The sequence below is a fragment of the Pseudomonas sp. PH1b genome (assembly GCF_000633395.1).
Lineage (GTDB): Bacteria > Pseudomonadota > Gammaproteobacteria > Pseudomonadales > Pseudomonadaceae > Aquipseudomonas.
Genome location: NZ_AYMU01000009.1, coordinates 33,450 through 57,063, shown reverse-complemented (window position 1 = coordinate 57,063; position 23,614 = coordinate 33,450). Strand labels below are relative to the sequence as shown.

23 protein-coding genes are annotated in these 23,614 nt (G+C 62.6%); 18 read left to right on the top strand and 5 right to left on the bottom strand.

All coding sequences use genetic code 11. From position 1 onward, the window contains the following. Positions 1-96: 96 nt before the first annotated feature. The 3 genes from cgtA to U873_RS0115795 all read left to right on the top strand — a co-directional run bounded on the left by cgtA (position 97) and on the right by U873_RS0115795 (position 3,103). Positions 97-1,320: an Obg family GTPase CgtA gene (gene cgtA / locus U873_RS0115805; protein ID WP_025129184.1), complete on the top strand. Its 1,224-nt coding sequence runs from the start codon at positions 97-99 to the stop codon at positions 1,318-1,320. A 183-nt stretch (positions 1,321-1,503) separates the two neighbouring features. Continuing rightward, on the top strand, positions 1,504-2,622 hold the full coding sequence (gene proB, locus U873_RS0115800) for a glutamate 5-kinase (protein WP_025129183.1): 1,119 nt from the start codon (positions 1,504-1,506) through the stop codon (positions 2,620-2,622). Between the two features lie 19 nt (positions 2,623-2,641). Further along, positions 2,642-3,103 carry a CreA family protein gene (locus U873_RS0115795; protein ID WP_025129182.1) on the top strand — a complete coding sequence of 154 codons (462 nt, stop codon included), beginning with the start codon at positions 2,642-2,644 and terminating at the stop codon, positions 3,101-3,103. A gap of 115 nt (positions 3,104-3,218) precedes the next feature. On the opposite strand, the gene rpsT is transcribed toward U873_RS0115795, so the two are convergent. Further along, positions 3,219-3,497: a 30S ribosomal protein S20 gene (rpsT, locus tag U873_RS0115790; RefSeq protein ID WP_003215870.1), complete on the bottom strand. Its 279-nt coding sequence runs from the start codon at positions 3,495-3,497 to the stop codon at positions 3,219-3,221. A 252-nt stretch (positions 3,498-3,749) separates the two neighbouring features. On the opposite strand from rpsT, the gene murJ reads away from it, so the two are divergent. From murJ to ispH, 6 genes are all read left to right on the top strand, one after another. Next, the gene (gene murJ, locus U873_RS0115785; protein ID WP_025129181.1) at positions 3,750-5,288 is read left to right on the top strand and encodes a murein biosynthesis integral membrane protein MurJ; all 1,539 of its coding nucleotides are present in this window, start codon (positions 3,750-3,752) and stop codon (positions 5,286-5,288) included. Between the two features lie 129 nt (positions 5,289-5,417). Further along, on the top strand, positions 5,418-6,362 hold the full coding sequence (gene ribF / locus U873_RS0115780) for a bifunctional riboflavin kinase/FAD synthetase (RefSeq protein WP_025129180.1): 945 nt from the start codon (positions 5,418-5,420) through the stop codon (positions 6,360-6,362). 13 nt (positions 6,363-6,375) lie between these two features. Beyond that, a complete protein-coding gene (gene ileS / locus U873_RS0115775; protein ID WP_025129179.1) occupies positions 6,376-9,207 on the top strand; it encodes an isoleucine--tRNA ligase in 2,832 nt (943 codons plus the stop codon). Beyond that, positions 9,200-9,712, top strand: a complete 513-nt coding sequence (gene lspA, locus U873_RS0115770; protein ID WP_025129178.1) for a signal peptidase II — start codon at positions 9,200-9,202, stop codon at positions 9,710-9,712. The genes ileS and lspA overlap by 8 nt, the downstream gene beginning before the upstream one ends. A gap of 7 nt (positions 9,713-9,719) precedes the next feature. Next, positions 9,720-10,157, top strand: a complete 438-nt coding sequence (fkpB, locus tag U873_RS0115765; protein WP_177330279.1) for an FKBP-type peptidyl-prolyl cis-trans isomerase — start codon at positions 9,720-9,722, stop codon at positions 10,155-10,157. Positions 10,158-10,302: 145 nt separating this feature from the next. Continuing rightward, positions 10,303-11,250: a 4-hydroxy-3-methylbut-2-enyl diphosphate reductase gene (gene ispH / locus U873_RS0115760; protein WP_025129176.1), complete on the top strand. Its 948-nt coding sequence runs from the start codon at positions 10,303-10,305 to the stop codon at positions 11,248-11,250. Here ispH and U873_RS0115755 read toward each other — a convergent pair whose 3' ends face one another. Next, the gene (locus U873_RS0115755) at positions 11,251-11,775 is read right to left on the bottom strand and encodes a GspH/FimT family protein (RefSeq protein ID WP_025129175.1); all 525 of its coding nucleotides are present in this window, start codon (positions 11,773-11,775) and stop codon (positions 11,251-11,253) included. Positions 11,776-11,906: 131 nt separating this feature from the next. On the opposite strand from U873_RS0115755, the gene U873_RS0115750 reads away from it, so the two are divergent. From U873_RS0115750 to thiO, 7 genes are read left to right on the top strand one after another with little or no spacing between them, the layout of a single operon-like run. Then, on the top strand, positions 11,907-12,377 hold the full coding sequence (locus tag U873_RS0115750; RefSeq protein ID WP_025129174.1) for a GspH/FimT family protein: 471 nt from the start codon (positions 11,907-11,909) through the stop codon (positions 12,375-12,377). Next, on the top strand, positions 12,374-12,817 hold the full coding sequence (gene pilV, locus U873_RS0115745) for a type IV pilus modification protein PilV (RefSeq protein WP_029978436.1): 444 nt from the start codon (positions 12,374-12,376) through the stop codon (positions 12,815-12,817). The genes U873_RS0115750 and pilV overlap by 4 nt, the downstream gene beginning before the upstream one ends. Further along, positions 12,814-13,524 carry a PilW family protein gene (locus U873_RS0115740; protein WP_025129172.1) on the top strand — a complete coding sequence of 237 codons (711 nt, stop codon included), beginning with the start codon at positions 12,814-12,816 and terminating at the stop codon, positions 13,522-13,524. Before pilV ends, U873_RS0115740 begins: the two co-directional genes overlap by 4 nt. A gap of 41 nt (positions 13,525-13,565) precedes the next feature. Then, the gene (locus U873_RS0115735; RefSeq protein WP_043274581.1) at positions 13,566-14,006 is read left to right on the top strand and encodes a PilX N-terminal domain-containing pilus assembly protein; all 441 of its coding nucleotides are present in this window, start codon (positions 13,566-13,568) and stop codon (positions 14,004-14,006) included. Continuing rightward, positions 13,993-17,061, top strand: a complete 3,069-nt coding sequence (locus U873_RS0115730; RefSeq protein WP_025129170.1) for a pilus assembly protein — start codon at positions 13,993-13,995, stop codon at positions 17,059-17,061. Before U873_RS0115735 ends, U873_RS0115730 begins: the two co-directional genes overlap by 14 nt. A 15-nt stretch (positions 17,062-17,076) precedes the next feature. After that, positions 17,077-17,478 (top strand): type IV pilin protein, encoded by a 402-nt coding sequence (locus U873_RS0115725; protein WP_025129169.1) that lies wholly within the window; start codon positions 17,077-17,079, stop codon positions 17,476-17,478. Between the two features lie 54 nt (positions 17,479-17,532). Continuing rightward, positions 17,533-18,633 carry a glycine oxidase ThiO gene (thiO, locus tag U873_RS0115720; RefSeq protein ID WP_025129168.1) on the top strand — a complete coding sequence of 367 codons (1,101 nt, stop codon included), beginning with the start codon at positions 17,533-17,535 and terminating at the stop codon, positions 18,631-18,633. On the opposite strand, the gene U873_RS0115715 is transcribed toward thiO, so the two are convergent. The 3 genes from U873_RS0115715 to U873_RS0115705 all read right to left on the bottom strand — a co-directional run bounded on the left by U873_RS0115715 (position 18,630) and on the right by U873_RS0115705 (position 21,745). After that, complete coding sequence (locus tag U873_RS0115715; protein WP_025129167.1) at positions 18,630-19,955, bottom strand: sigma-54 dependent transcriptional regulator; 1,326 nt, start codon at positions 19,953-19,955, stop codon at positions 18,630-18,632. The genes thiO and U873_RS0115715 overlap by 4 nt on opposite strands. A gap of 405 nt (positions 19,956-20,360) precedes the next feature. Next, positions 20,361-20,594, bottom strand: coding sequence for a PP0621 family protein (locus tag U873_RS0115710; protein ID WP_025129166.1), 234 nt, complete (start codon positions 20,592-20,594; stop codon positions 20,361-20,363). Between the two features lie 128 nt (positions 20,595-20,722). Further along, on the bottom strand, positions 20,723-21,745 hold the full coding sequence (locus U873_RS0115705) for an outer membrane protein assembly factor BamD (protein WP_025129165.1): 1,023 nt from the start codon (positions 21,743-21,745) through the stop codon (positions 20,723-20,725). Between the two features lie 150 nt (positions 21,746-21,895). On the opposite strand from U873_RS0115705, the gene rluD reads away from it, so the two are divergent. Next, entirely contained in the window at positions 21,896-22,858 is a 963-nt protein-coding gene (gene rluD / locus U873_RS0115700) for a 23S rRNA pseudouridine(1911/1915/1917) synthase RluD (RefSeq protein WP_025129164.1), read from the top strand. Further along, positions 22,855-23,580: a peptidoglycan editing factor PgeF gene (gene pgeF, locus U873_RS0115695; protein ID WP_025129163.1), complete on the top strand. Its 726-nt coding sequence runs from the start codon at positions 22,855-22,857 to the stop codon at positions 23,578-23,580. The genes rluD and pgeF overlap by 4 nt, the downstream gene beginning before the upstream one ends. Positions 23,581-23,614 lie beyond the last annotated feature (34 nt).

Below are 23,614 nucleotides of genomic sequence, written 5' to 3'. Positions count from 1 at the left end.
GTTTCGGTCGTTGATTGAGGTCGCTGCGCTCATTTTTGCAAGAGTCTTATGTCTTGATTTTTTTCAGCTCGTCCGTGCGGCGAGAGGCGTTTGATTATGAAGTTTGTTGATGAAGTTTCGATCCGAGTAAAAGCTGGCGACGGCGGCAATGGCTGCATGAGTTTCCGTCGGGAAAAATTCATCGAGAACGGTGGACCCAACGGTGGTGATGGGGGTGATGGCGGTTCGATCTACATGATCGCCGACGAAAACCTCAATACCCTGGTGGATTACCGTTACACCCGGCACTTCGATGCCGAGCGTGGCTCCAACGGCGGCAGCACTGACTGCACCGGCAAGAAGGGTGAAGACCTGGAGCTGCGGGTACCGGTGGGTACCACGATCATCGATGCCGGGACTCAGGAAGTCATCGGCGACCTGACCAAGGCGGGTCAGCGCCTGATGGTGGTGCAGGGCGGCTGGCACGGGCTGGGCAACACCCGTTTCAAATCCAGTACCAACCGTGCTCCGCGTCAGACGACGCCGGGCAAGCCGGGCGAGCAGCGTGATCTCAAGCTGGAATTGAAGGTGTTGGCCGACGTAGGTCTGCTGGGCTTGCCGAATGCCGGCAAGAGTACCTTTATTCGTTCGGTTTCTGCGGCCAAGCCGAAGGTGGCGGATTATCCATTCACCACCCTGGTGCCGAACCTGGGTGTGGTCAGTGTCGATCGTTGGAAAAGCTTTGTAATTGCCGATATCCCGGGTCTGATCGAGGGTGCGTCCGATGGTGCGGGTCTGGGGATTCGCTTCCTCAAGCACTTGGCGCGCACGCGTATCCTGCTGCACCTGGTAGACATGGCTCCGCTGGATGAAAGCAGCCCGGCGGATGCGGCGGAGGTGATTGTCAATGAGCTGGTCAAGTTCAGCCCGTCCCTGGCCGAGCGTGAGCGCTGGCTGGTGCTGAACAAGTGCGATCAGATCCTTGAGGAAGAGCATGAAGAGCGGGTCAAGGAAATCGTTGATCGCCTGGAGTGGACGGGGCCGGTGTATGTGATCTCGGCCATCTCCAAGGACGGCACCGAGCGCCTGAGTCGCGACATCATGCGCTACCTGGAAGATCGTGCTGATCGCCTGGCGGCCGACCCGGTCTTCGCCGACGAACTGGCCGAGCTGGATCAGCGCATCGAAGACGAGGCTCGTGCACAGTTGCAGGCTCTGGACGACCAGCGTGCCCTGCGCCGCAGCGGCGTGAAGAGCGTTCATGACATCGGTGACGACGATTGGGATGAAGAAGATGTGGATGATGAGGATGGTCCGGAAATCATCTACGTTCGCGACTGATTCTGTAGGCGCAGGCAGGCCTGCGAAGACGGTTTATCTGGTTTGATGCGGTGTTATCATCGTTGTCAGCCAGCTTTCAAGGCGCCGCTCATCTGAGCGGCGTTTTGGTGTCTGCAGGTCTAAATACGAATAACCCCATGAGTGGCGCTCGGTCGCGTCGCTCGCTGGCAAAGGTTGAATAAGATGCGGAGCAAGGTGACGGGTGCGCAACGCTGGGTCGTGAAGATCGGCAGCGCACTGCTGACGGCGGATGGCAAGGGGCTGGATCGCGCGGCAATGGGCGTGTGGGTCGAGCAGATGGTGGCCTTGCATGAGGCTGGCGTTGAGTTGGTGCTGGTTTCCTCTGGTGCAGTGGCGGCCGGTATGAGTCGCCTGGGCTGGACCGCACGACCGAGTGCGATGCATGAGCTGCAGGCGGCCGCGGCTATTGGCCAGATGGGCCTGGTGCAGGCCTGGGAGTCGAGCTTTGCCGAGCATGGCCGGCATACCGCGCAGATTCTGCTGACCCATGACGATCTCTCGGACCGCAAGCGTTACCTCAATGCCCGCAGTACTCTTCGGGCGCTGGTGGATCTCAAGGTCGTCCCGGTGATCAATGAGAATGACACCGTGGTAACCGATGAGATCCGCTTTGGCGATAACGACACGCTTGCGGCGCTGGTAGCCAACCTGGTGGAGGCTGACCTACTGGTGATTCTCACGGACCGCGATGGCATGTTCGATGCTGATCCGCGCAGCAATCCCGATGCCCGGCTGATTTACGAGGCGCGGGCGGATGATCCGGCGCTGGATGCGGTGGCGGGTGGTACGGGCGGCGCTCTGGGGCGTGGCGGCATGCAGACCAAGTTGCGCGCGGCGCGGCTGGCGGCGCGTTCCGGGGCTCATACCATCATTGTGGGTGGGCGTCTGGAGCGGGTGCTGGATCGGCTCAAGGCTGGCGAGCGTCTGGGGACCCTGCTGTCGCCGGAGCGCGGCATGCTGGCGGCGCGCAAGCAGTGGCTGGCCGGGCATCTGCAGACTCGTGGCACCCTGGTGCTGGATGCCGGGGCGGTATCGGCCCTGTCCCAGGGCAACAAGAGTTTGCTGCCGGTGGGGGTCAAGCAGGTCCAGGGTGGCTTCCGTCGCGGCGAAATGGTGGTTTGTGTGGCGCCTGATGGTCGCGAAATCGCTCGTGGCCTGGCCAACTACAGTGCGCTCGAGGCGCAAAAGATCATGGGGCGGCCGTCTGATGCGATCGTCGCTGTCTTGGGTTACATGGCTGAGCCGGAGCTGGTTCACCGCGATAATCTGATTCTGGTGTAAGTGGCGTAAGGAAAAGCGAATGCGCGTAGCAAAAGGATTGTTGGGTTTGTTCCTGGCGATGCCGTTCATGGTGTCGGCTGAAGAGATTGGCCAGGTATCCACGGTGTTCAAGTTTGTCGGGCCAAATGACCGGATCGTGGTCGAGGCGTTCGATGATCCCAAGGTCGAGGGTGTGACCTGTTATCTGTCGCGGGCCAAGGCGGGTGGGCTCAAGGGTGGCCTGGGCTTGGCGGAGGATCGCGCCGAGGCTTCCATTGCCTGTCGCCAGGTGGGGCCGATTGCCTTCAAGGGTGAGCTCAAGGATGGCGATGAGGTGTTCAAGGAGCGCACGTCGCTGGTATTCAAGACCATGCAGGTGGTGCGTTTTCTCGACAAGAAGCGCAATACCCTGGTGTACCTGGTCTATAGCGATCGGCTGATCGAGGGCAGCCCGCAGAATGCGGTGACGGCGATCCCGATCCTGCCATGGCCTCATCAGTGATCATCTGAGCGCTGGCGGGCCGGTCTCGGTGGTAGTGGGGCTGGCCTGTTGGGGTGGTCAAATGGCAGGCAATAAAAAACCGACCCTTGGGTCGGTTTTTTAACAAGCGTGTCGCTTAGGCTGCAGCAGCAAGGTTCAGAGCCTTGATGTGGCCATTCAGACGACCTTTATGGCGAGCAGCTTTGTTCTTGTGGATGATGCCTTTATCGGCCATGCGGTCGATAACTGGCACGGCCAGAACGTAAGCAGCTTGAGCTTTTTCAGCGTCTTTTGCGTCGATGGCTTTAACTACATTCTTGATGTAGGTACGAACCATGGAACGCAGGCTGGCGTTGTGGCTGCGACGCTTCTCAGCCTGTTTTGCACGTTTTTTGGCGGAAGGTGTGTTGGCCACCGTCGAGCTCCTCGAAAGACTTTTTGGGAAATAGCAAACAAAATAGGCCGCGAATCATGCCGATGAGTTGAAGTCTTGTCAAGGGCGGGTGATGCGTTCCGCTGAGTGGTCGATCTGAAGAGGCGGGATATTTATTTCCGGCGCTTGACCTGTAAACTCGCGAGCTTTGGCTCTGTGCTGTTGCGGCGCGGAGTATCGCATAAGTAGGTGTCTGTTCGCCTGCTGTTTATCTACAAGGCGCAAAACCTTTTCATGAACCTGCTCAAGTCATTGGCCGCCGTCAGTTCCATCACGATGCTTTCCCGGGTCCTGGGGTTTGTACGTGACACCATCATTGCCCGCACCTTCGGTGCCGGCATGGCCACGGACGCCTTTTTCATCGCCTTCAAGCTGCCCAATCTGCTGCGGCGGATCTTCGCCGAAGGGGCTTTTTCCCAGGCCTTTGTGCCGATCCTCGCGGAGTACAAGAGCCAGCAGGGGGAGGAGGCCACGCGCACTTTCATAGCCTATGTCTCGGGCCTTTTGACCCTGGTGCTGGCGCTGGTCACGACCCTGGGCATCGTCGCCGCGCCCTGGGTCATCTGGGCTACGGCCCCGGGCTTTGTCGACTCGCCGGAAAAGTTCAGCCTCACCACTGACCTGCTACGGGTGACCTTTCCTTATATATTGCTGATCTCGCTGTCTTCCCTGGCCGGAGCGATCCTCAACACCTGGAACCGTTTCTCGGTGCCGGCCTTCGTGCCGACCCTGCTCAACGTCAGCATGATCATCTTCGCGGTGTGGCTGACGCCGTATTTCGATCCGCCGGTGATGGCCCTGGGTTGGGCGGTGCTGGCCGGCGGCCTGGCGCAACTGCTCTATCAGCTGCCGCACCTGAAGAAGATCGGCATGCTGGTACTGCCGCGCCTGAACCTGCGGGATACCGGGGTCTGGCGGGTGCTCAAGCAGATGCTGCCGGCGATCCTCGGGGTTTCCGTGAGCCAGATATCCTTGATCATCAACACCATCTTCGCCTCGTTCCTGGTGGCGGGTTCGGTGTCCTGGATGTATTACGCCGACCGACTCATGGAGCTGCCTTCCGGCGTGCTGGGTGTCGCGTTGGGGACCATCCTGTTGCCGACCCTGGCCAAGACCTACGCCAGCAAGGATCGCCACGAGTATTCGCGGATCCTCGATTGGGGCCTGCGCCTGTGCTTCATCCTGGTGCTGCCGTGCTCCCTGGCGCTGGGTATTCTTGCCGAGCCGCTGACTGTGTCGCTGTTCCAGTACGGCGAGTTCAGCGCCTTCGATGCCGCCATGACCCAGCGGGCCCTGGTGGCCTACGCCGTGGGCCTGCTGGGAATCATCGTGATCAAGGTGCTGGCGCCGGGCTTCTATGCGCAACAGAACATCCGCACTCCGGTAAAAATCGCCATCTTCACTTTGATCGTCACTCAGTTGCTCAACCTGGCATTTATTGGGCCTTTCAAGCATGCCGGGCTGGCCCTGGCCATCAGCGCCGGGGCCTGCATCAATGCCGGGCTGCTGTTCTATCAGTTGCGCAAGCAGCAGATGTTCCAGCCGCAACCGGGTTGGGGGCTGTTTACCCTGAAGCTTCTGGTGGCGGTGGCGGTGATGTCGGCGGTACTGCTGGGCCTGATGCACTTCATGCCGGCCTGGGATCAGGGGCACATGCTGCAACGCTTCCTGCGCCTGGGGGGGCTGGTGGTTGCAGGAGTGGTGGCCTATTTCGGCATGCTGGCGCTGTTGGGCTTCCGCCTGCGGCACTTCAATCGCAAGGCCTTGAACTGACGACTCTTGAGTCGTTGGCACCAGGCAGGCACTGGTTTTGTCGGTTCGATCACTTCGGGTGACGGTGCTGCCTGTCGTTGACCGCCGGGTGTGGTTATAATCGACCACTTTATGAGCAAGAAGCGCGTTATGCAGCTGGTTCGAGGCCTCCACAATCTGCGCCCCCAGCATCGGGGCTGCGTCGCCACTATTGGCAACTTTGACGGTGTTCACCGTGGTCACCAGGCTATCCTGGGCCGGCTGCGTGAACGTGCGCTCGAGTTGGGCGTGCCCAGCTGCGTGGTGATTTTCGAGCCGCAGCCGCGTGAATTCTTTGCCCCCGAGACCGCGCCGGCCCGCCTGGCCCGCCTGCGGGACAAGTTGCAGCTGCTGGCCGAGGAGGGCGTTGACCGGGTCCTGTGCCTGGCGTTCAACCAGCGCCTGAGCAAGCTCAGCGCCACCGAGTTCGTCGAGCGGATTCTGGTGCACGGCCTGGGGGTGCAGCACCTGGAGGTGGGTGACGACTTCCGCTTCGGTTGCGACCGGGTCGGCGACTTCGAGTTCCTGCAGCAGGCCGGCATCGCCCACGGGTTCACCGTCGAGGCTGCGCAAACGGTAGAGCTCGATGGCCTGCGGGTCAGCAGTACCCAGGTCCGCAATGCGCTGGCCGCCGCCGATTTTGCTCTGGCCGAGCGTCTGCTCGGTCGTCCCTACCGGATTGCCGGGCGGGTCCTGCATGGGCAGAAGCTGGCGCGCCAATTGGGCACGCCCACTGCCAATGTGCAATTGAAACGCCGTCGCGTGCCGCTTTCCGGGGTGTACCTGGTGAGTGTCGAGATCGGCGGCAAGATCTGGCCGGGAGTCGCCAATATCGGCGTCCGGCCTACGGTCGCAGGTGATGGCAAGGCCCACCTGGAAGTTCATCTTTTAGATTTTGCCGGCGATCTGTATGACCGGCGTTTGACGGTGGTTTTCCACCATAAGCTGCGTGAAGAGCAGCGTTTCGCCTCCCTGGAGGCGTTGAAGACGGCGATCAATGCGGATGTTGCCGCCGCCCGTGCCCAAGTGGCACGTATCCATAGCGCCAATCGCTAATGAAGAGCCTTAAATGACCGACTATAAAGCCACGCTAAACCTTCCGGACACCGCCTTCCCAATGAAGGCCGGCCTGCCCCAGCGCGAACCACAGATTCTGCAGCGTTGGGACAGCATTGGCCTGTACGGAAAGTTGCGCGAAATTGGCAAGGATCGTCCGAAGTTCGTTTTGCACGACGGCCCTCCGTACGCCAACGGCACGATCCATATCGGTCACGCGCTGAACAAGATTCTCAAGGACATGATCATCCGCTCGAAAACCCTTTCGGGTTTCGACGCACCCTACGTTCCGGGCTGGGACTGCCACGGTCTGCCGATCGAGCACAAGGTTGAAGTGACCCACGGCAAGAACCTGGGCGCGGACAAGACCCGCGAACTGTGCCGTGCCTACGCCACCGAGCAGATCGAAGGACAGAAGACCGAGTTCATCCGCCTCGGCGTGCTCGGCGACTTCGCCAATCCTTACAAGACCATGGACTTCAAGAACGAGGCCGGCGAAATCCGCGCCCTCGCTGAAATCGTCAAGGGCGGTTTCGTGTTCAAGGGCTTGAAGCCTGTGAACTGGTGCTTCGACTGCGGTTCGGCACTGGCCGAAGCGGAAGTCGAGTACGAGAACAAGAAGTCCCCGACCATCGACGTTGCCTTCCCGATCGCCGACGAGGCCAAACTGGCTGCCGCCTTCGGCCTGCCGTCGCTGAGCAAGCCTGCCTCGATCGTGATCTGGACCACCACCCCGTGGACCATCCCGGCCAACCAGGCGCTGAACGTTCACCCGGAATTCACTTACGCACTGGTCGATATCGGCGACAAGCTGCTGGTGTTGGCTGAAGAGCTGGTCGAGTCTTGCCTGTCGCGCTATGGCGTTGAAGGCTCGGTCATCGCGACCACCACCGGTCAAGAACTGGACCTGATCAACTTCCGTCACCCGTTCTACGACCGCCTGTCGCCGATCTACCTGGCTGACTACGTGGAACTGGGCGCCGGCACTGGCGTGGTTCACTCCGCCCCGGCCTACGGTGTGGACGACTTCGTGACCTGCAAGAAGTACGGCATGGTCAACGACGACATCCTCAACCCGGTGCAGAGCAACGGTGTCTACGCGCCGTCGCTGGAGTTCTTCGGCGGCCAGTTCATCTGGAAGGCCAACCCGGCCATCGTTGAAAAACTGACTGAAGTCGGTGCGCTGATGCACACCGAGACCATCAGCCACAGCTACATGCACTGCTGGCGCCACAAGACTCCGCTGATCTACCGCGCCACCGCGCAGTGGTTCATCGGCATGGACAAAGAGCCGGCCAGTGGCGACACCCTGCGGGTGCGCTCACTCAAAGCCATCGAAGACACCAAGTTCGTTCCGGCCTGGGGCCAGGCACGTCTGCACTCGATGATCGCCAACCGTCCAGACTGGTGCATCTCCCGTCAGCGCAACTGGGGCGTGCCGATCCCGTTCTTCCTGAACAAGGAAAGCGGCGAGCTGCACCCACGTACCGTCGAACTGATGGAAGAAGTTGCCAAGCGCGTTGAAGTCGAAGGCATCGAGGCGTGGTTCAAGATGGACGCCGCCGAACTGCTGGGCGACGAAGCGCCGCTGTACGACAAGATCAGCGATACCCTCGACGTCTGGTTCGACTCGGGTACCACGCATTGGCACGTCCTGCGCGGCTCGCACCCGATGGGCCACGAAACCGGCCCGCGTGCCGACCTGTACCTGGAAGGTTCGGACCAGCATCGCGGCTGGTTCCACTCGTCCCTGCTGACCGGTTGCGCCATCGACAATCACGCGCCATACCGCGAGCTGCTGACCCACGGCTTCACCGTCGATGAGTCCGGCCGCAAGATGTCCAAATCCCTGGGCAACGTGATCGCGCCGCAGAAGGTCAACGACACCCTGGGCGCCGACATCATGCGTCTGTGGGTCGCCTCGACCGACTACTCCGGCGAAATGGCCGTGTCCGAGCAGATCCTGCAGCGCAGTGCGGACGCCTATCGGCGTATCCGTAACACCGCACGTTTCCTGCTTTCCAACCTGACCGGTTTCAACCCGGCCACCGACCTGCTGCCGGCTGACGAAATGCTCGCACTGGATCGCTGGGCAGTGGACCGTACCCTGCTGCTGCAACGCGAGTTGCAAGAGCATTACGGCGAATACCGCTTCTGGAACGTCTACTCCAAGGTCCACAACTTCTGCGTGCAGGAGCTGGGTGGTTTCTACCTCGACATCATCAAGGACCGCCAATACACCACTGGCGCCGACAGCAAGGCGCGCCGTTCCTGCCAGACCGCGCTGTTCCACATCTCCGAAGCGCTGGTGCGCTGGATCGCGCCGATCCTCGCCTTCACCGCCGACGAACTGTGGCAGTACCTGCCGGGCGAGCGTAACGAATCGGTCATGCTCAACACCTGGTACGAAGGTCTGACCGAGCTGCCGGAAGGCTTCGAGCTGGGTCGTGCCTACTGGGACCGCATCATGGAAGTGAAAGTGGCGGTCAACAAGGAGATGGAGATCCAGCGTGCGGCCAAAGCCGTCGGTGGCAACCTGCAAGCCGAAGTGACGTTGTTTGCCGAAGAGGCGCTGAGCGCCGACCTGGCCAAGCTGAGCAACGAGCTGCGCTTTGTCCTGATCACCTCCACTGCAAGCGTTGCACCTTTGCTGCAGGCGCCGGCGGATGCGGTGGTCACCGAAGTCAGTGGCCTGAAGCTGAAGATCGTCAAGTCGGCCTTCCCGAAATGCGCCCGTTGCTGGCATTGCCGCGAAGACGTCGGCGTGAACCCGGAGCATCCGGAAATCTGCGGTCGTTGTGTCGACAACATCAGCGGCACTGGCGAGGTCCGTCACTATGCCTAATGCCGTTGGCCGTTTCGGACGGTTGAGCTGGCTCTGGTTGAGTTTGCTGGTTCTGGTCATCGACCAGGCCAGCAAGTTCTACTTCGAAGGCAAGCTTGAGATGTACCAGCAGATCGTGATCATTCCTGATTACTTCAGCTGGACCCTGGCCTACAACACCGGCGCGGCCTTCAGCTTCCTGGCTGACAGCTCCGGCTGGCAGCGCTGGCTGTTCGCCCTGATCGCGATCGTGGTCAGTGCGGTGCTGGTGGTCTGGCTCAAGCGCCTGGGGCGCAACGAGACCTGGCTGGCCATCGCCCTGGCCCTGGTGCTGGGCGGTGCCCTGGGCAACTTGTATGACCGCATCGCCCTGGGCCATGTGATCGATTTCATCCTGGTGCACTGGCAGAACCGCTGGTACTTCCCGGCATTCAATTTCGCCGACAGTGCCATCACCGTCGGCGCGGTGATGCTGGCCCTGGATATGTTCAAGAGCAAGAAAACCGGAGAAACCGTTCATGACTGAACAGGTATTGGCTGAACAACGCATCGGTCAGAACACGGAAGTCACTTTGCATTTCGCACTGCGCCTGGAAAACGGCGACACCGTGGACAGCACGTTCGACAAGGCTCCGGCGACCTTCAAGGTTGGCGATGGCAACCTGCTTCCCGGGTTCGAAGCGGCGCTGTTCGGTTTCAAGGCCGGTGACCAGCGCACCCTGACCATCGAGCCGGAAAACGCCTTTGGCCAGCCCAACCCGCAGAACGTGCAGGTCATCCCGCGCTCGCAGTTCCAGGACATGGAACTGTCGGAAGGCTTGCTGGTGATCTTCAACGACGCGGCGAACACTGAATTGCCTGGCGTGGTCAAAGCCTTCGATGACGCTCAGGTCACCGTCGACTTCAATCACCCGTTGGCGGGCAAGACCTTGACCTTCGATGTCGAGATCATCGACGTCAAGGCGCTTTGATCCTGTAGGAGCGAGCTGGCTCGCGATGTGTGCCAGGCATTGGCTTCAACGCCGACAGGCCAGGCAGCATCGCCGATACGCTCGCTCCGACATGTAGTTTTCTACCGTTTTCGTTACTTCTTGCGCGCAAGACACGAGGCACAGCATGCAAATCAAACTCGCCAATCCCCGTGGCTTCTGCGCCGGTGTGGACCGGGCGATCGAAATCGTCAATCGTGCCCTGGAGGTCTTCGGGCCGCCGATCTATGTGCGCCATGAAGTGGTGCACAACAAATTTGTCGTCGAAGACCTGCGCAATCGTGGGGCGATCTTCGTCGAAGAGCTGGACCAGGTACCGGATGACGTCATCGTCATCTTCAGTGCCCACGGCGTTTCCCAGGCGGTACGCAGTGAAGCGGCAGGTCGTGGCCTCAAGGTCTTCGACGCCACTTGCCCGCTGGTGACCAAGGTGCATATCGAAGTGGCGCGCTACAGCCGCGACGGTCGTGAGTGCATCCTCATCGGCCACGCCGGCCACCCCGAGGTCGAGGGCACCATGGGCCAGTACGACGCCAGCAACGGTGGCGCCATCTACCTGGTGGAAGATGAAAAGGACGTGGCCGACCTGCAGGTCCGCAACCCCGAGCGCCTGGCGTTCGTGACCCAGACCACCTTGTCCATGGATGACACCAGCCGGGTGATCGACGCCTTGCGTGCGCGTTTCCCGGCCATCGGCGGGCCGCGCAAGGATGACATCTGCTATGCCACGCAAAACCGCCAGGATGCGGTCAAGCAACTGGCCGACGAGTGCGATGTGGTGCTGGTGGTGGGCAGCCCCAACAGTTCCAACTCCAACCGCCTGCGTGAGCTGGCCGAACGCATGGCCACCCCGGCCTACCTCATCGACGGCGCCGAAGACCTGCAACGCAGCTGGTTCGACGGTGTCGAGCGCATCGGCATTACCGCAGGGGCTTCGGCCCCGGAAGTCCTGGTGCGCGGGGTGATCCAGCAGTTGCAGGCCTGGGGCGCCACCGGCGCCGATGAACTGGCCGGTCGTGAAGAGAACATCACCTTCTCCATGCCCAAGGAGTTGCGGGTTCGTTCCTTGCTCTGATCAGCCCGATCCCGCGCACAGGGCCTGCTCGGCGAACTCGCTGCGCAGGCTGACCCGGCCACTGCGTGATAGCACCACCTGATGACGGCTGTATTCCTGGTCGGCCTGGCAGACATGCAGCGTGCCGGCCTGGAAGGCCCCACCGGGCAGCAACGGGTTGCCCTGGGCGCTGAAGCGTACAAAATCCTGCACCGGGCGGTTGCCCACTATCATCACTTGCCCACCGCTCTGGCGTTCGATCAGCAGCGGGTTCTCCGGGTCTTGTGCGCCCTTGCCGCTGATATCCAGAACGATTCGCCAGCCGCGGCTCCAGTCGCCTTCCAGGCTGTGGATCAGTGCCGTGCGCTGATGCAGGATCGCTGCGGCCCTGGCGCTGCGCAGGCCGCTGGCGAGCATCTGGGCGCTGTCCTGTTGGCGCTGGGAATGCAGCAGTTCGCTGAAGGCCGCGCTGGCCGGCGGCAGCAACAGCGTCAGCAGTGCCATTGCGGTCAGTAGTTCAATCAGGCTGAAGCCCTTTTCATGCATGGTCCTCCCCTCCCTGGGAATGGCGCTTTCACGCGATCCGTGCGTGAGCATTGAGCAAATCGCCGAAGTGCCGGTCTATGACTGATCGAGGCGCTTGCCTGTTATAGCCGAAGACGCTTTCAAGGCCGGCCATGAATTTGCGTACAAAGGGTTTCACCTTGCTGGAGTTGCTCATCGCCCTGGCCGTTGCGGGCCTGCTGCTCGGGCTGTCGCTGCCGGCCTATCGCACCACCGTGCAGCGTAACCGCGCCGATAGCGAAGCCCAGCAGCTGCGCCAGGCCCTGAGTTATGCGCGCCTGGAGGCGATCAGCCGTGGCCAGGCCACCCGGATTCGCCCCGTTGCTGAAAGTGGGGACTGGAGCCGCGGGTTGACGGTGTACGCCGGTCGCGAGCCCGCGGGCAATGTATTGCGGGTTGTTCCGGCCATCAGCCCTGGGGCGACTCTGACGCTAACCTCAAGACTCGACAGCATTGATTTCAATCGCCACGGCGGACTCGCGGCAGAGCGTGCGTTGCACATCGTCTATGAGCTGGATCAGCAGCGTCGGGTGATCAATGTCTGTCTCAATGGGCGGGTGGTCGTGGTGGGGGACTGCGAATGAAGGAGCGGCATGCACAGGACGGCATGACCCTGATCGAGGTGCTGGTGGCATTGCTGATTCTCGCCGTGGGGCTGCTGGGAGCGGCGGCCGTGCAGATCAAGGCATTGCAGTTCACCGATAGCGCGCGGATGAGCACCCAGGCCAGTTTCATTGCCTATGACATGCTGGACCGGATCCGTGCCAATGCGGCGGCCGACTACACGGCAGAGGCCCCCACCGACGGCAATCCTGGCAACATTCGCGACCAGGACCTGCAGGACTTCGCCCGCAATGTGGCGAATTTTGGCGGCCCCGATGCCAAGGGCAGCATCAGCTTCAGCCAGCGGGTCTACACCGTGCGCATCACCTGGGATGACTCCCGTGCCGAAGGCCGCGCGGGCAACCCGCGTAGCCTGGAACTCAGTAGCCGGGTGGCGGCGGAGCCGGGAGGAGGGCCATGAATCCTGGCAGCAAGGGCTTCGGCCTGGTGGAGATGATGCTGGCGCTGGCCTTGAGCCTGGTAGTGGTGCTCGGGGTGGCCCAGGTATTCATCGCGGCGAAGAACACCTACCTCAGCCAGAATGCCTCGGCCGTCCTGCAGGAAGATGCTCGCTTTGTGCTCAGCAAGATGCTCCAGGAGATTCGCATGGCGGGCCTGGCCGGTTGCATGCGAACCATTACCGATGCCAGTACGGCAAAGGAGTTCTCCCGCTTTGGGATGACCCCGGTTCAGTGGGACCAAGGCGAACAGAAGCTGACCCTGGTCACTGCCGATATTGGCGAGGAGGGCGGCATCCCGACCTGGAGCCTGGTTACCGATTGTCAGCGGGGCGCCGTCGTTTACTCGGGTGCCCATGGTGCTACGGGGGCTGAGCAGGTGTTCGCGCTGCGCCGGCTTTTCTATAGCTTCAAGAACCATCAACTGCTTTTGGGCAGCGGTCTGGGCAAGCAGCAGGCGGTGCTGCTCGATAACGTCGAGACGTTCGAGGTGAGTTTCGGCATGGCCCGTAGCGCAACGGACATTGCTGCCTCCCATTACAGCCGCAATCCGGGGGACCCGGCACGCATACGCAGCGTGCGTTTGCACCTGACCCTGGCCGACCCCGAAGGACGCGTGCGGCCACAGAGTTTCACGGTGGCGGCAGCCTTGCGCAACAGGTTGCCCTGATGAGTTGCCCATCCGGTTTGGCAGGTGCGAGGGAAGGCGGCATGGCATTGCTGGTCAGCCTGGTATTTCTGTTGCTGCTGACGATGATCGGCCTTTCCTCCATGCAGAACGCCAGCTTGCAGGAAAAGATGGCGGCCAGCCTGACCTTGCAGCATCGCGCATTCCAGGCTGCGGAGGCGGCGCTGCGAGTGGGAGAGGGAGCGGTCCAGCAGGAGAACTTTCATCTGGCGGCGTGTGCTGGAGCGCCCCGGTGTGCGCCGCCTGCCGAATCCACGCTGGTCAGTGCCGAGGGGGTGAACGGGGTGTCCGGGGTGCTCTGGGTTGCTACGGGTGAGGGGTTTTATGGGGTGCAGAATCTTGGCACCTCGCTGGACGCGGTCAACGTGCCCAGCAATACCCCGGCGACCTTGTATCGAGTGACTGCCGTTGGCTTGGCCGGGCATTCACGCGCCGTGCTGGAAAGTATCTATGCCAAGTATTGAGGCGATTCCCGATTGGCTGCGGATCGTCCTCAAGGGGGTGGTGGGCGCGCTGTTGAGCCTTGGTGCGGGGTTGCCGGTCCAGGCTTTCAGTCCCTCCAGCACCCCGCTGCTGGGGGCGGCAGCGGTGGCGCCGAATGTGATGTTGGTGCTGGATGATTCCCAGGGCATGAACAGCATTGTCTATGCGCGGGAGTTCGATCCAACCCAGGCACGGTCTCCGGTCTGGCGCTGCGGGGGAGAGCCGGGCGAGTGCCGCCAGGGGCAGCGACTCGAGGGGGCGGACATTCCCTTGTCCGCACTCAGCGAGTCGGGCTGCCGGGCGGGCTTCCACAGTTTCCATGACCCGCAGCGTGGGCTCCGCTGTTTGCAGCTTCCCGATCCGGTGGGCGGGGGCAAGACTCTTTATTCCGCAGATTACCTGGCCTGGTTGCTGGAGCGGGCCCAGGGCCGTGAACGAGACTTCACCGACGGCTCCATACCCGGCGATGACCGGATGAGCGTTGCGCGCAAGCTGGCAACGGCCCTGGTGACCCGGCATCGCTCGCTGCGCCTTGGACTGGCGACCTTCAATCCGCCAATTGCCGGCGATCCCGGGCCTGGAGGCTACATCGCGCGCCCTGTCAGTGACCTGTCCGCCAACGCCGGGGGCCTGAGTACTGCCCAGGCCGAGGCCAACTACCAGGCGCTGCTGGCCGCCATCAGCGGCCTCAAGGCTGGCGGCCATACGCCCCTGGCGGAAACCTACTACGAAATCACCCGCTACCTGCGGGGCATGGTGCCTTACTACAACCTTTCGCCTGCGCTCTACAGCAGCCCTATCCAGTACCGTTGTCAGAAAAACTACGGCGTAGTGATCAGTGCCGGCATCGCTGATCATGATCGGCAGTTCCCTCTCAACGATCCCCAGGGGCAAGGGCGCCTGCCCAACTGGGACGGGATTGGCAACGATGGCGTCGAGCGTGAAGGCCAGGCGCTGCTGCTCGATGACCTGGCGAAGTTCGCCTTCGATATCGACCTGCGCGGCAGCGGGGTGGATAAGGCCGGCAAGAGTTGGGCGGCCGTGGATTTTCCTCGGCAGTACCTGAACACCTTTACCGTGGGTTTCTCCCCTCGCAGCCCGTTGCTGATGGACGCCGCGAATTACGGCGAGGGTGAGTATTTCCAGGCCCGGGCCAACCTCGAGCAGAGGCTGGCAGGGGTTCTGGGGGAGGGCGTTGCCCATGGAGTGAGCGCGGGCGGCGGTGTGCTGGACAGTGCTGCCGGACGCTATTACCAGAGCCAGTACGATCCGAGTGACTGGCATGGCACGATCCGCGCCTACGGGATCGACTCCAAGGTGGCGGTGGATAGCCGCTTGCCCTTGTGGAGCACCGATACCACCTTGATTGCCGAGGCGGCGCCGGGAACCTTTCAAACCTGGAACAACGCCAGCCGCCGTCCGGTGCGCCTGGCCCATGGCGAACTGTCGGCGGCCCAGCGTGCTGAACTTGACCTGTCGTTGCCGCCAGGAGTCGGCGGCGCCGATCTTCTGCGCTGGAGTCAGGGGCAACCCATTGCCGGGCTCAGGTTGCGGCGCCAAGTGCTGGGCGACATCGTTCATTCACCACTGGTGCTGGCATCCCCGAGCCAGCGCAATGCCGCTGATTCTGCGGCCGACGCTGATTACAGCCGTTACCTGGCGCACAAGCTCACGGGAATGGCCAGCCGCCTGCTGGTGAATGCCAACGACGGCTTCTTCAATGTGCTGGATCCTGAGAGCGGCGCACGTCTTTATGCCTATATGCCATCCAGTGCGCTCGGCGGTCTGGCCCAGGTGGCCGATGAGAGGTATCGCCAGGGCGAGCGGCACCGGTTTCTGGTCGATGGCCCCGTGGCGGTATTTGACGCGCAGCTAGACGGAGCTTGGCAAACCTTGGCTCTTGCAGGTGCTGGCGCGGGCGGCAAGAGTGTGTTTGCCGTGCGCTTGTTCGACGTGCTCCACGGCAACCATCCCGATGCCTTGTGGGAAGTCAGTGCTCCGGCCCAGGCGCAGGCCAATCTTCCTTTCAATGACCTGGGTTATGCCTACGCCAGTGCCCAGGTGGCACGCCTGGCCGACGGCCGCTGGGCGGCCTTTATCGGCAATGGTTACGGCAGCCACTCCGGGGTGGCTGCGCTGTATGTACTGGACCTGCGAGACGGCTCGCTGATTCGCGAGATCGTCATCGACGATCAACCGGACAATGGTTTGTCGTCCGTCAGTCTCCGGGTCAATGCGCGTAACGAAGTGCAGGCGGCGTACGCGGGTGATCTCAAGGGGCGGATGTGGAAGTTCGAACTGGGAAGCGCCGATAGCGCCCACTGGGGCCTGGCATTTGCCGGGCAACCATTGTTCAGCACCCCCGGCGGAGCCCGCCAGCCGATCAGTGTGGCGCCGCAGCTGCTGGACCATCCCCGGGGCGGCAAGCTGCTGCTGTTCGGCACCGGCAAGCTCAACGAGACAGGGGACAAGCAAAGCCGGGCGCGGCAGGGGTTCTATGGGGTGTGGGATGCCGAGGGCAGTTCGGGCGGGATAACCGAAGGGCAGTTGCAGGTTCAGGGCCTCGAGGCCGGTTTCAGTGCACCGGCCGGCAACTTTTTGCGCAGTACCCGCAATGAAGTGAATTATCCGGTGCAGCGCGGCTGGTACCTGTCCCTGGCGCAGGACAACCTGTTCACCGGGGAGCGGGTGCTGAGGGAAGCAACCCTGGTGGCGGGGCGGCTGGTGTTCAGCACTGTGCAACTGGAGGCCGATGACCCTTGTTCAAGCACCGCAAGCGGGAAATTGATCGAGCTGGAGGCGTTCAGCGGTAAGATGCTCGACGCCGCGGTGCTCGACACCAATGGCGACGGTGTCGTGGATGACCAGGACCAGCCCTCCAGCGGGGTACGGTTCATCGGCTCCGTGCCCAGCCTCGGCGGCGTTGCCAGCAATGGCGCCCGCAAGATCATCAGTGACTCCAGTGGCGGCATCAGCACCCTGGTGGAAAGGCCCGGCGGTGGCAGCCGGCGCATCCTGTGGCGACAAATCCAGTAAGCGAGATTCTTGACCATGCGCAGATCCAACCAAGGTTTTACCCTGATCGAAATCATGATCGTGATTGCGATCATCGGTCTGGTCCTTACCTTGAGCCTCCCCAGCCTCACCGAATACCTGAAGAAGCCCCATCGCAGCGAGATCGCAGTGCTGCTCACCGAGCAGGCCCAGCAGCTCGAGCGCCATTACTCCAAGGCCGGGGTCTATACCGGGGCTGCGGACCTGAGTGCCGGCAACGAGTACTACAGCATCACCCCGACCTTGACCGACACAGGCTTCTCGCTGACCGCGACGCCGAAGGCCGATGGGCTGATGGCCGCTGACAAGTGCGGCAGCTTCACCCTCGACCAGACCGGCGCCATTGACGTCAGCGGCCAGGCCGAAGGGGTGACGGCGAAGGATTGCTGGGGGCGCTGATTATCTGTTTGGGGGCTGCGGCGCCCTCTGTCTTTCTCATGATTGGATCGGACTATGGCTAAACAACAGCAAGTGCTGGTGGTGGGCGGCGGGGTCATCGGCCTGCTCAGCGCCTTCAATCTGGCCTCACAGGGCCTGCAGGTGCGGCTCCTGGAGCGCGCGGGGCTGGGACGCGAGTCGTCCTGGGCGGGAGGCGGGATTGTGTCGCCTCTCTATCCATGGCGCTATAGCCCGGCGGTCACCGCCCTGGCCCATTGGTCCCAGGATTTTTATCCACAGCTGGCGGCGCAGCTGTTCAGCGCCACCGGGGTTGATCCAGAGGTGCATACCACCGGGCTCTACTGGCTGGACCTGGAGGACCAGGCCCAGGCCCTGGAGTGGGCGCAGCGTGAAGGCCGCCCTCTGAGTAGCGTGGATATCTGTGCCGTGCATGATGCGGTGCCGGTGCTGGGGCGCGGTTACCAGCAGGCGATCTACATGGCTGACGTGGCCAATGTGCGCAATCCGCGACTGGTCAAATCCCTCAAGGCCGCCTTGATGGCCTTGCCCAATGTGCATATTGACGAGCAATGCACGGTCAGCGGTTTTATCCGTGACGGTCAGCGAGTCATCGGCGTACACAGCTCGCTGGGCGAGATTCATGCCGATCAGGTGGTGCTCTGTGCCGGCGCCTGGAGCGGCGAATTGCTGGGCAGTCTGGGGCTGGAGCTACCGGTGGAACCGGTCAAGGGGCAGATGATCCTCTACAAATGCGCCGCCGACTTCCTTTCCTGCATGGTTTTGGCCAAGGGGCGCTATGCGATTCCCCGGCGCGATGGTCACATCCTGGTGGGCAGTACCCTGGAGCATGAGGGGTTCGACAAGACTCCGACCGAGTCGGCCCTGGACAGCCTCAAGGCATCCGCCGTGGAGCTGATTCCGGCCCTGGCCCAGGCCGAGGTGGTGGGGCACTGGGCCGGTTTGCGCCCGGGCTCTCCGGAAGGCATTCCCTATATCGGGCCGGTACCGGGGTTTTCCGGCCTGTGGCTCAATTGCGGGCATTACCGCAACGGCCTGGTACTGGCGCCCGCTTCTTGCCAGCTGTTTTGCGACCTGCTGCTGGGGCGCCCGCCGATTATCGACCCTGCGCCCTATGCGCCCGAGGGCCGGCTCTAATCCAGCCCGAGCTTCTTCATGCGATAGCGCATTGAACGAAACGACAGGCTCAAGCGCTGAGCCGCCGCTGTGCGGTTCCAGCGGGTCTGCTCCAGGGCCTGGAGCAGCAACTGGCGCTCTACCTGCTGCAGGTGCAGTGCCAGATCGAGCCTGGGGGCGGTTGACGAGGCGCTGGTGCCGGCGCTTTCCGGCGTTGGCAAATGCAGATCGTCGCGCTCTATCCAGGGGCCTTCGCAGAGGGTCTGGGCCCGCTCCAGCAGGTTCTCCAGCTCCCGCACGTTGCCGGGAAATCCGTATTGCTCCAGGGCTTGCAGTGCTTCGGGGCGCAGTTGGACAGCCGGGCCACCGCTGTCGCGGGCCAGGCGCTGGAGAATATGCCGCGCCAGTATCCCGATGTCTCCTCGGCGTTCGCGCAAGGCCGGCACCTGCAGTTCGATGACGTTCAAACGGTAATAGAGGTCCTGGCGAAAACGTCCGGCCGCGACCTCGTGCTTCAGGTCCTTGTGGGTGGCTGACAGAACCCGCACGTCGACCGCTCTTTCCTGCTGGCTGCCCACGGCGCGCACCGACTTTTCCTGCAGTGCCCGCAGCAGTTTTACCTGCATGCCCAGGGGCAGGTCGGCGACCTCGTCGAGAAACAGAGTGCCCCCGTGAGCCGCCTGGAACAGCCCGGGCTGATCCGCGATGGCGCCGCTGAAGCTGCCTTTGCAGTGCCCGAAGAACTCGCTCTCCATCAGTTCGCCAGGAATGGCGCCACAGTTGACCGGAATGAACGGCTGCCGGGCCCTGGGGCCCAGCTGGTGGAGCAGACGGGCCACGCGCTCCTTGCCGCTGCCGGACTCGCCGCTGATATAGACCGCCGCCTGGCTGCGGGCCAGCTTGTCGATATGCTGGCGCAGAGCCTCCATGGGGGGCGAGCTTCCCAGCAGTTGTGGGGCGATCGTGGAGCATGGCCGTCGTTTCAGGGTATCGCCCACCAGTTCCCGCAGGTGCTTGAGATCCAGAGGTTTGTGCAGCAGGTCGCAGGCCCCGGCTTGCAGGGCGCTGGCGGTGATTTCATCGTTGGCGCTGCTGCTCAGCACCGCCACGGGCAGGCCGGGATGGCACTGGCGGATGTGTTGCAGCAACTCCAGCCCGCTGCCGTCCGGTAGTTGCAGGTCGGTCAGGCACAGATCGAAGCGTTCCTGAGCCAGGCGCGCCCGGGCCTCCTGCAGGGTGCGTGCACTCTGGGTGAGCAGGCGCATCCGGCCGAGGGTGATTTCCACTAGGGCGCGGATTTCCGTGGCCTCATCGACCACCAGCACCGTCTGCAGTGGATTCATGGTGGCAGCAATCTTCATCCGTGAATGAGCGGCGGGGAACGACGCCGGTCTTGTGCGCGAGAGTTGAAGTCTAGGCTCGCCGGGGCGATTGCGCTGGGCGCCAGGTACTGCGGGCGGCCCGGGTATTGGCGCCTGCATGTGCCGTTGGGGCAGGGCGAAGCAGCTGCGCACGGGCTCGAAGCTGGCCGGTTCGATGATGGAGGGGCGTATAGACGGTGCTGGTTATTGTGTAGCCAATTGTGCGCGAGGAATGGTCTTTCAGGTGTCCCGGGACCACAGGACAGGTCCTGTGGCGGGGAGGGCAAGGGGAGAAGACGGGCGACGAGCCGGTTCATGCGCTGACCAAGGCCGTGGATGGTCCGTGTCAGACGCTGTTTTTCACCCTTGAGTTCCTTGCCCCAGGCATCAGCGATCCTGGTTGGTCGGGCCTTGCTCCAAGTGCGCCTGGCTGCAATACCATTGCTGTGACAGGCCCAATGCCCGGTCTTGCGGCAGGTGCACGCCACAATGGGCGCAGCGCACCATGGGGGTGCTGGCCGGTTCGTGGGAGGTGCGGGGGGGCGAGGCAGGGCGCTTGAACTTGCGCCAGAACCATACCGCAGCGGCAATCAGAGCGATCCAGAACAGTAGACGAACCATGGCAACCAGCTTTGTGGTGAAAGATCCGGCAGTTTAGCCAAGCGCCCGTCGGTCGCACAGGCCCATGAAAGGTCCAGGCATGAAAAAGGGAGACCTCAAGTCTCCCTTTTTCATGCCTGCGGTCGGTATCAGTCGAACACGCCGAAGGTCATGTAGCTGAACCAGGAGCGGTCGCTGTTGTTGCCGGCAGCTTCGTGTTCTTCCTCTTCGATGGCGTCGCCATTGCTGTCTTTAGGCTTGAGCTCCGAGGGAATCGCATCCTTGGCATCCTGGTATTGCTTCATCACGTCCTGGTTGGCGCGGGTTTCTCCCGGCGGCAGCGGTGGACGGGATTCGATCAGGCCCAAGGTGGCCTTGCTCAGCCAGGAGCGGTTGTCCGCCTCGGCCACGCTTGGCACGAACTGACCGTCCACCAGGCTTGGGTGGTTCGGGTAGTTGAGTTTCAGGGTTTCCAGGCTGGTGGCGGCCAACTCGTCCAGGTGCAGACGCTGGTAGGCCTCGGTCATCACCGCCAGGCCGTCACCCACGGAAGGGGTTTCCTGGAAGTTTTCCACGACATAGCGGCCACGGTTGGCGGCAGCGACATAGGCCTGGCGGGTCAGGTAATAGTCGGCCACGTGGATTTCGTAGGCCGCCAGCAGGTTGCGCAGGTAGATCATGCGCTGCTTGGCGTCTGGCGCGTAGCGGCTATTGGGGAAGCGGCTGGTGAGCTGGGCGAACTCGTTGTAGGAGTCACGGGCCGCGCCCGGGTCACGCTTGGTCATGTCCAGTGGCAGGAAACGCGCCAGCAGGCCGACGTCCTGGTCGAACGAGGTCAGGCCCTTGAGGTAATAGGCGTAGTCCACGTTCGGATGCTGGGGGTGCAGGCGAATGAAGCGCTCGGCGGCGGACTTGGCAGCTTCCGGCTCGGCGTTCTTGTAGTTGGCATAGATCAGCTCGAGCTGTGCCTGATCGGCGTAGCGACCAAAGGGATAGCGCGATTCCAGGGCCTTGAGCTTGGCAGTGGCGCTGGTATAGCTGTGGTTGTCCAGGTCGGTCTGCGCCTGCTGGTACAACTCGACTTCGCTCAGGTTTTCGTCAACGACTTCCTTCGATGAGCAAGCAGCGGTCAGTGCGAGGATGGCGATCAGCAGCAGGTGTTTCACTTGCATGGCGGCTTGCGTCCCTATGACGGCCGCTGTCTTGGGCGGGGCCGTCCTGTTATGATGAGCGCCCCGTTGAAAGCCTCGGGGCAAAAGACGCCGTATTTAACCACAAGCGCGCAGCCGAAACCAAAGGCTGTGCCGACGCCCAGTCCGAGCATGTCCGATAAAATTGAACTTCGCGCAGAGGTGCCGTCCGAACTGGGCGGTCAACGCCTCGATCAAGTCGCCGCCCAACTATTCGCTGAGCATTCGCGCTCGCGCCTTTCCGCCTGGATCAAGGACGGCCGCCTGACGGTGGACGGGGCGGTCATTCGCCCGCGAGACATCGTCCACGGCGGCGCCATTCTCGAACTGACTGCCGAGCAGGAGGCCCAGGGCGAGTGGATCGCCCAGGACATCGAGCTGGACATCGTCTACGAGGACGATGAGATCCTGGTGATCAACAAGCCTGCGGGCCTGGTGGTGCACCCGGCTGCCGGCCACGCCGATGGCACCTTGCTCAACGCCCTGCTGCACCATGTCCCCGACATCGTCAATGTACCGCGGGCTGGCATCGTCCACCGTCTGGACAAGGACACCACCGGTTTGATGGTGGTGGCCAAGACCATTCAGGCGCAGACCCAACTGGTAGCCCAGCTGCAGAGCCGCAGCGTCAGCCGCATCTACGAGTGCATCGTGATTGGCGTAGTGACCGCCGGGGGCAAGATCAATGCCCCGATCGGTCGTCACGGCCAGCAGCGCCAGCGCATGGCGGTGATGGAAGGTGGCAAGCAGGCTGTCAGCCACTATCGGGTGCTGGAGCGCTTCCGTTCCCATACCCATGTGCGGGTCAAGCTGGAAACCGGCCGTACCCACCAGATCCGGGTGCACATGGCCCACATCAACTTCCCGTTGGTGGGCGACCCGGCATACGGCGGTCGTTTCCGCATTCCGCCGGCGGCCAGCCAGACCATGGTCGAGTCGTTGAAGAACTTCCCGCGCCAGGCGCTGCATGCACGCTTCCTGGAGCTGGATCATCCGACCACCGGTATCCGCATGAGCTGGGAATCGCCGCAGCCAGACGATTTCGTCTGGCTGCTGTCGTTGCTCAAGCAGGACCGTGAGGCGTTTATCGGATGAATGACTGGCTGACTCCAGACTGGCCCGCGCCGGCCGGGGTCAAGGCCTGTGTCACCACCCGAACGGGCGGCGTCAGCCTGGCGCCGTTCGATAGCCTCAACCTGGGTGACCATGTTGAAGACGATCCGCAAGCGGTGGCCGAGAACCGTCGGCGCCTGACCGAGCATTTCGCCATCACCCCGGCCTGGTTGCAGCAGGTCCACGGAATTGCCGTGGCCCATGCCGATCCCTCCACAGTCGCTACAGCAGATGCCAGTTGGACCGCCACCCCGGGCGTGGCGTGTGCGGTAATGACCGCCGACTGCCTGCCGGCACTGTTCTGCAATCGTGCCGGTACCCGAGTCGCTGCTGCCCATGCTGGTTGGCGCGGGTTGGCGGCGGGCGTGCTGGAGGCCACCCTCGACAGCCTGGATACACCTCCCGCCGAGGTCCTGGTGTGGCTGGGGCCGGCCATTGGGCCCGAGCGCTTTGAAGTGGGGGCCGAGGTGCGTGAAGCCTTCGTCGGCCAACTGCCGGCCGCCGAACAGGCCTTTGTGCCGAGCAGCAATCCCGGGCGTTTCATGGCTGACATCTATCAGTTGGCGCGCCTGCGCCTGGCCGCCCGCGGGGTGACTGCGGTCTATGGCGGCGGCTACTGCACGGTGAGCGATCCGCGCTTCTTTTCCTATCGGCGCAGCCCGCGCACGGGGCGCTTTGCCTCCCTTATCTGGCTTGAGCGCTAGACTCATCTGACCTGTGTCAAGCAACTGGTGCTTG

What these genes read in the sequence shown, in the direction of transcription:
- cgtA (WP_025129184.1), top strand. Translation starts at nt 97, where the DNA reads ATGAAGTTTGTTGATGAAGTTTCGATCCGAGTAAAAGCTGGCGACGGC.
- proB (WP_025129183.1), top strand. Translation starts at nt 1,504, where the DNA reads ATGCGGAGCAAGGTGACGGGTGCGCAACGCTGGGTCGTGAAGATCGGC.
- U873_RS0115795 (WP_025129182.1), top strand. Translation starts at nt 2,642, where the DNA reads ATGCGCGTAGCAAAAGGATTGTTGGGTTTGTTCCTGGCGATGCCGTTC.
- murJ (WP_025129181.1), top strand. Translation starts at nt 3,750, where the DNA reads ATGAACCTGCTCAAGTCATTGGCCGCCGTCAGTTCCATCACGATGCTT.
- ribF (WP_025129180.1), top strand. Translation starts at nt 5,418, where the DNA reads ATGCAGCTGGTTCGAGGCCTCCACAATCTGCGCCCCCAGCATCGGGGC.
- ileS (WP_025129179.1), top strand. Translation starts at nt 6,376, where the DNA reads ATGACCGACTATAAAGCCACGCTAAACCTTCCGGACACCGCCTTCCCA.
- lspA (WP_025129178.1), top strand. Translation starts at nt 9,200, where the DNA reads ATGCCTAATGCCGTTGGCCGTTTCGGACGGTTGAGCTGGCTCTGGTTG.
- ispH (WP_025129176.1), top strand. Translation starts at nt 10,303, where the DNA reads ATGCAAATCAAACTCGCCAATCCCCGTGGCTTCTGCGCCGGTGTGGAC.
- U873_RS0115755 (WP_025129175.1), bottom strand. Translation starts at nt 11,775, where the DNA reads ATGCATGAAAAGGGCTTCAGCCTGATTGAACTACTGACCGCAATGGCA.
- U873_RS0115750 (WP_025129174.1), top strand. Translation starts at nt 11,907, where the DNA reads ATGAATTTGCGTACAAAGGGTTTCACCTTGCTGGAGTTGCTCATCGCC.
- pilV (WP_029978436.1), top strand. Translation starts at nt 12,374, where the DNA reads ATGAAGGAGCGGCATGCACAGGACGGCATGACCCTGATCGAGGTGCTG.
- U873_RS0115740 (WP_025129172.1), top strand. Translation starts at nt 12,814, where the DNA reads ATGAATCCTGGCAGCAAGGGCTTCGGCCTGGTGGAGATGATGCTGGCG.
- U873_RS0115735 (WP_043274581.1), top strand. Translation starts at nt 13,566, where the DNA reads ATGGCATTGCTGGTCAGCCTGGTATTTCTGTTGCTGCTGACGATGATC.
- U873_RS0115730 (WP_025129170.1), top strand. Translation starts at nt 13,993, where the DNA reads ATGCCAAGTATTGAGGCGATTCCCGATTGGCTGCGGATCGTCCTCAAG.
- U873_RS0115725 (WP_025129169.1), top strand. Translation starts at nt 17,077, where the DNA reads ATGCGCAGATCCAACCAAGGTTTTACCCTGATCGAAATCATGATCGTG.
- thiO (WP_025129168.1), top strand. Translation starts at nt 17,533, where the DNA reads ATGGCTAAACAACAGCAAGTGCTGGTGGTGGGCGGCGGGGTCATCGGC.
- U873_RS0115715 (WP_025129167.1), bottom strand. Translation starts at nt 19,955, where the DNA reads ATGAATCCACTGCAGACGGTGCTGGTGGTCGATGAGGCCACGGAAATC.
- U873_RS0115710 (WP_025129166.1), bottom strand. Translation starts at nt 20,594, where the DNA reads ATGGTTCGTCTACTGTTCTGGATCGCTCTGATTGCCGCTGCGGTATGG.
- U873_RS0115705 (WP_025129165.1), bottom strand. Translation starts at nt 21,745, where the DNA reads ATGCAAGTGAAACACCTGCTGCTGATCGCCATCCTCGCACTGACCGCT.
- rluD (WP_025129164.1), top strand. Translation starts at nt 21,896, where the DNA reads ATGTCCGATAAAATTGAACTTCGCGCAGAGGTGCCGTCCGAACTGGGC.
- pgeF (WP_025129163.1), top strand. Translation starts at nt 22,855, where the DNA reads ATGAATGACTGGCTGACTCCAGACTGGCCCGCGCCGGCCGGGGTCAAG.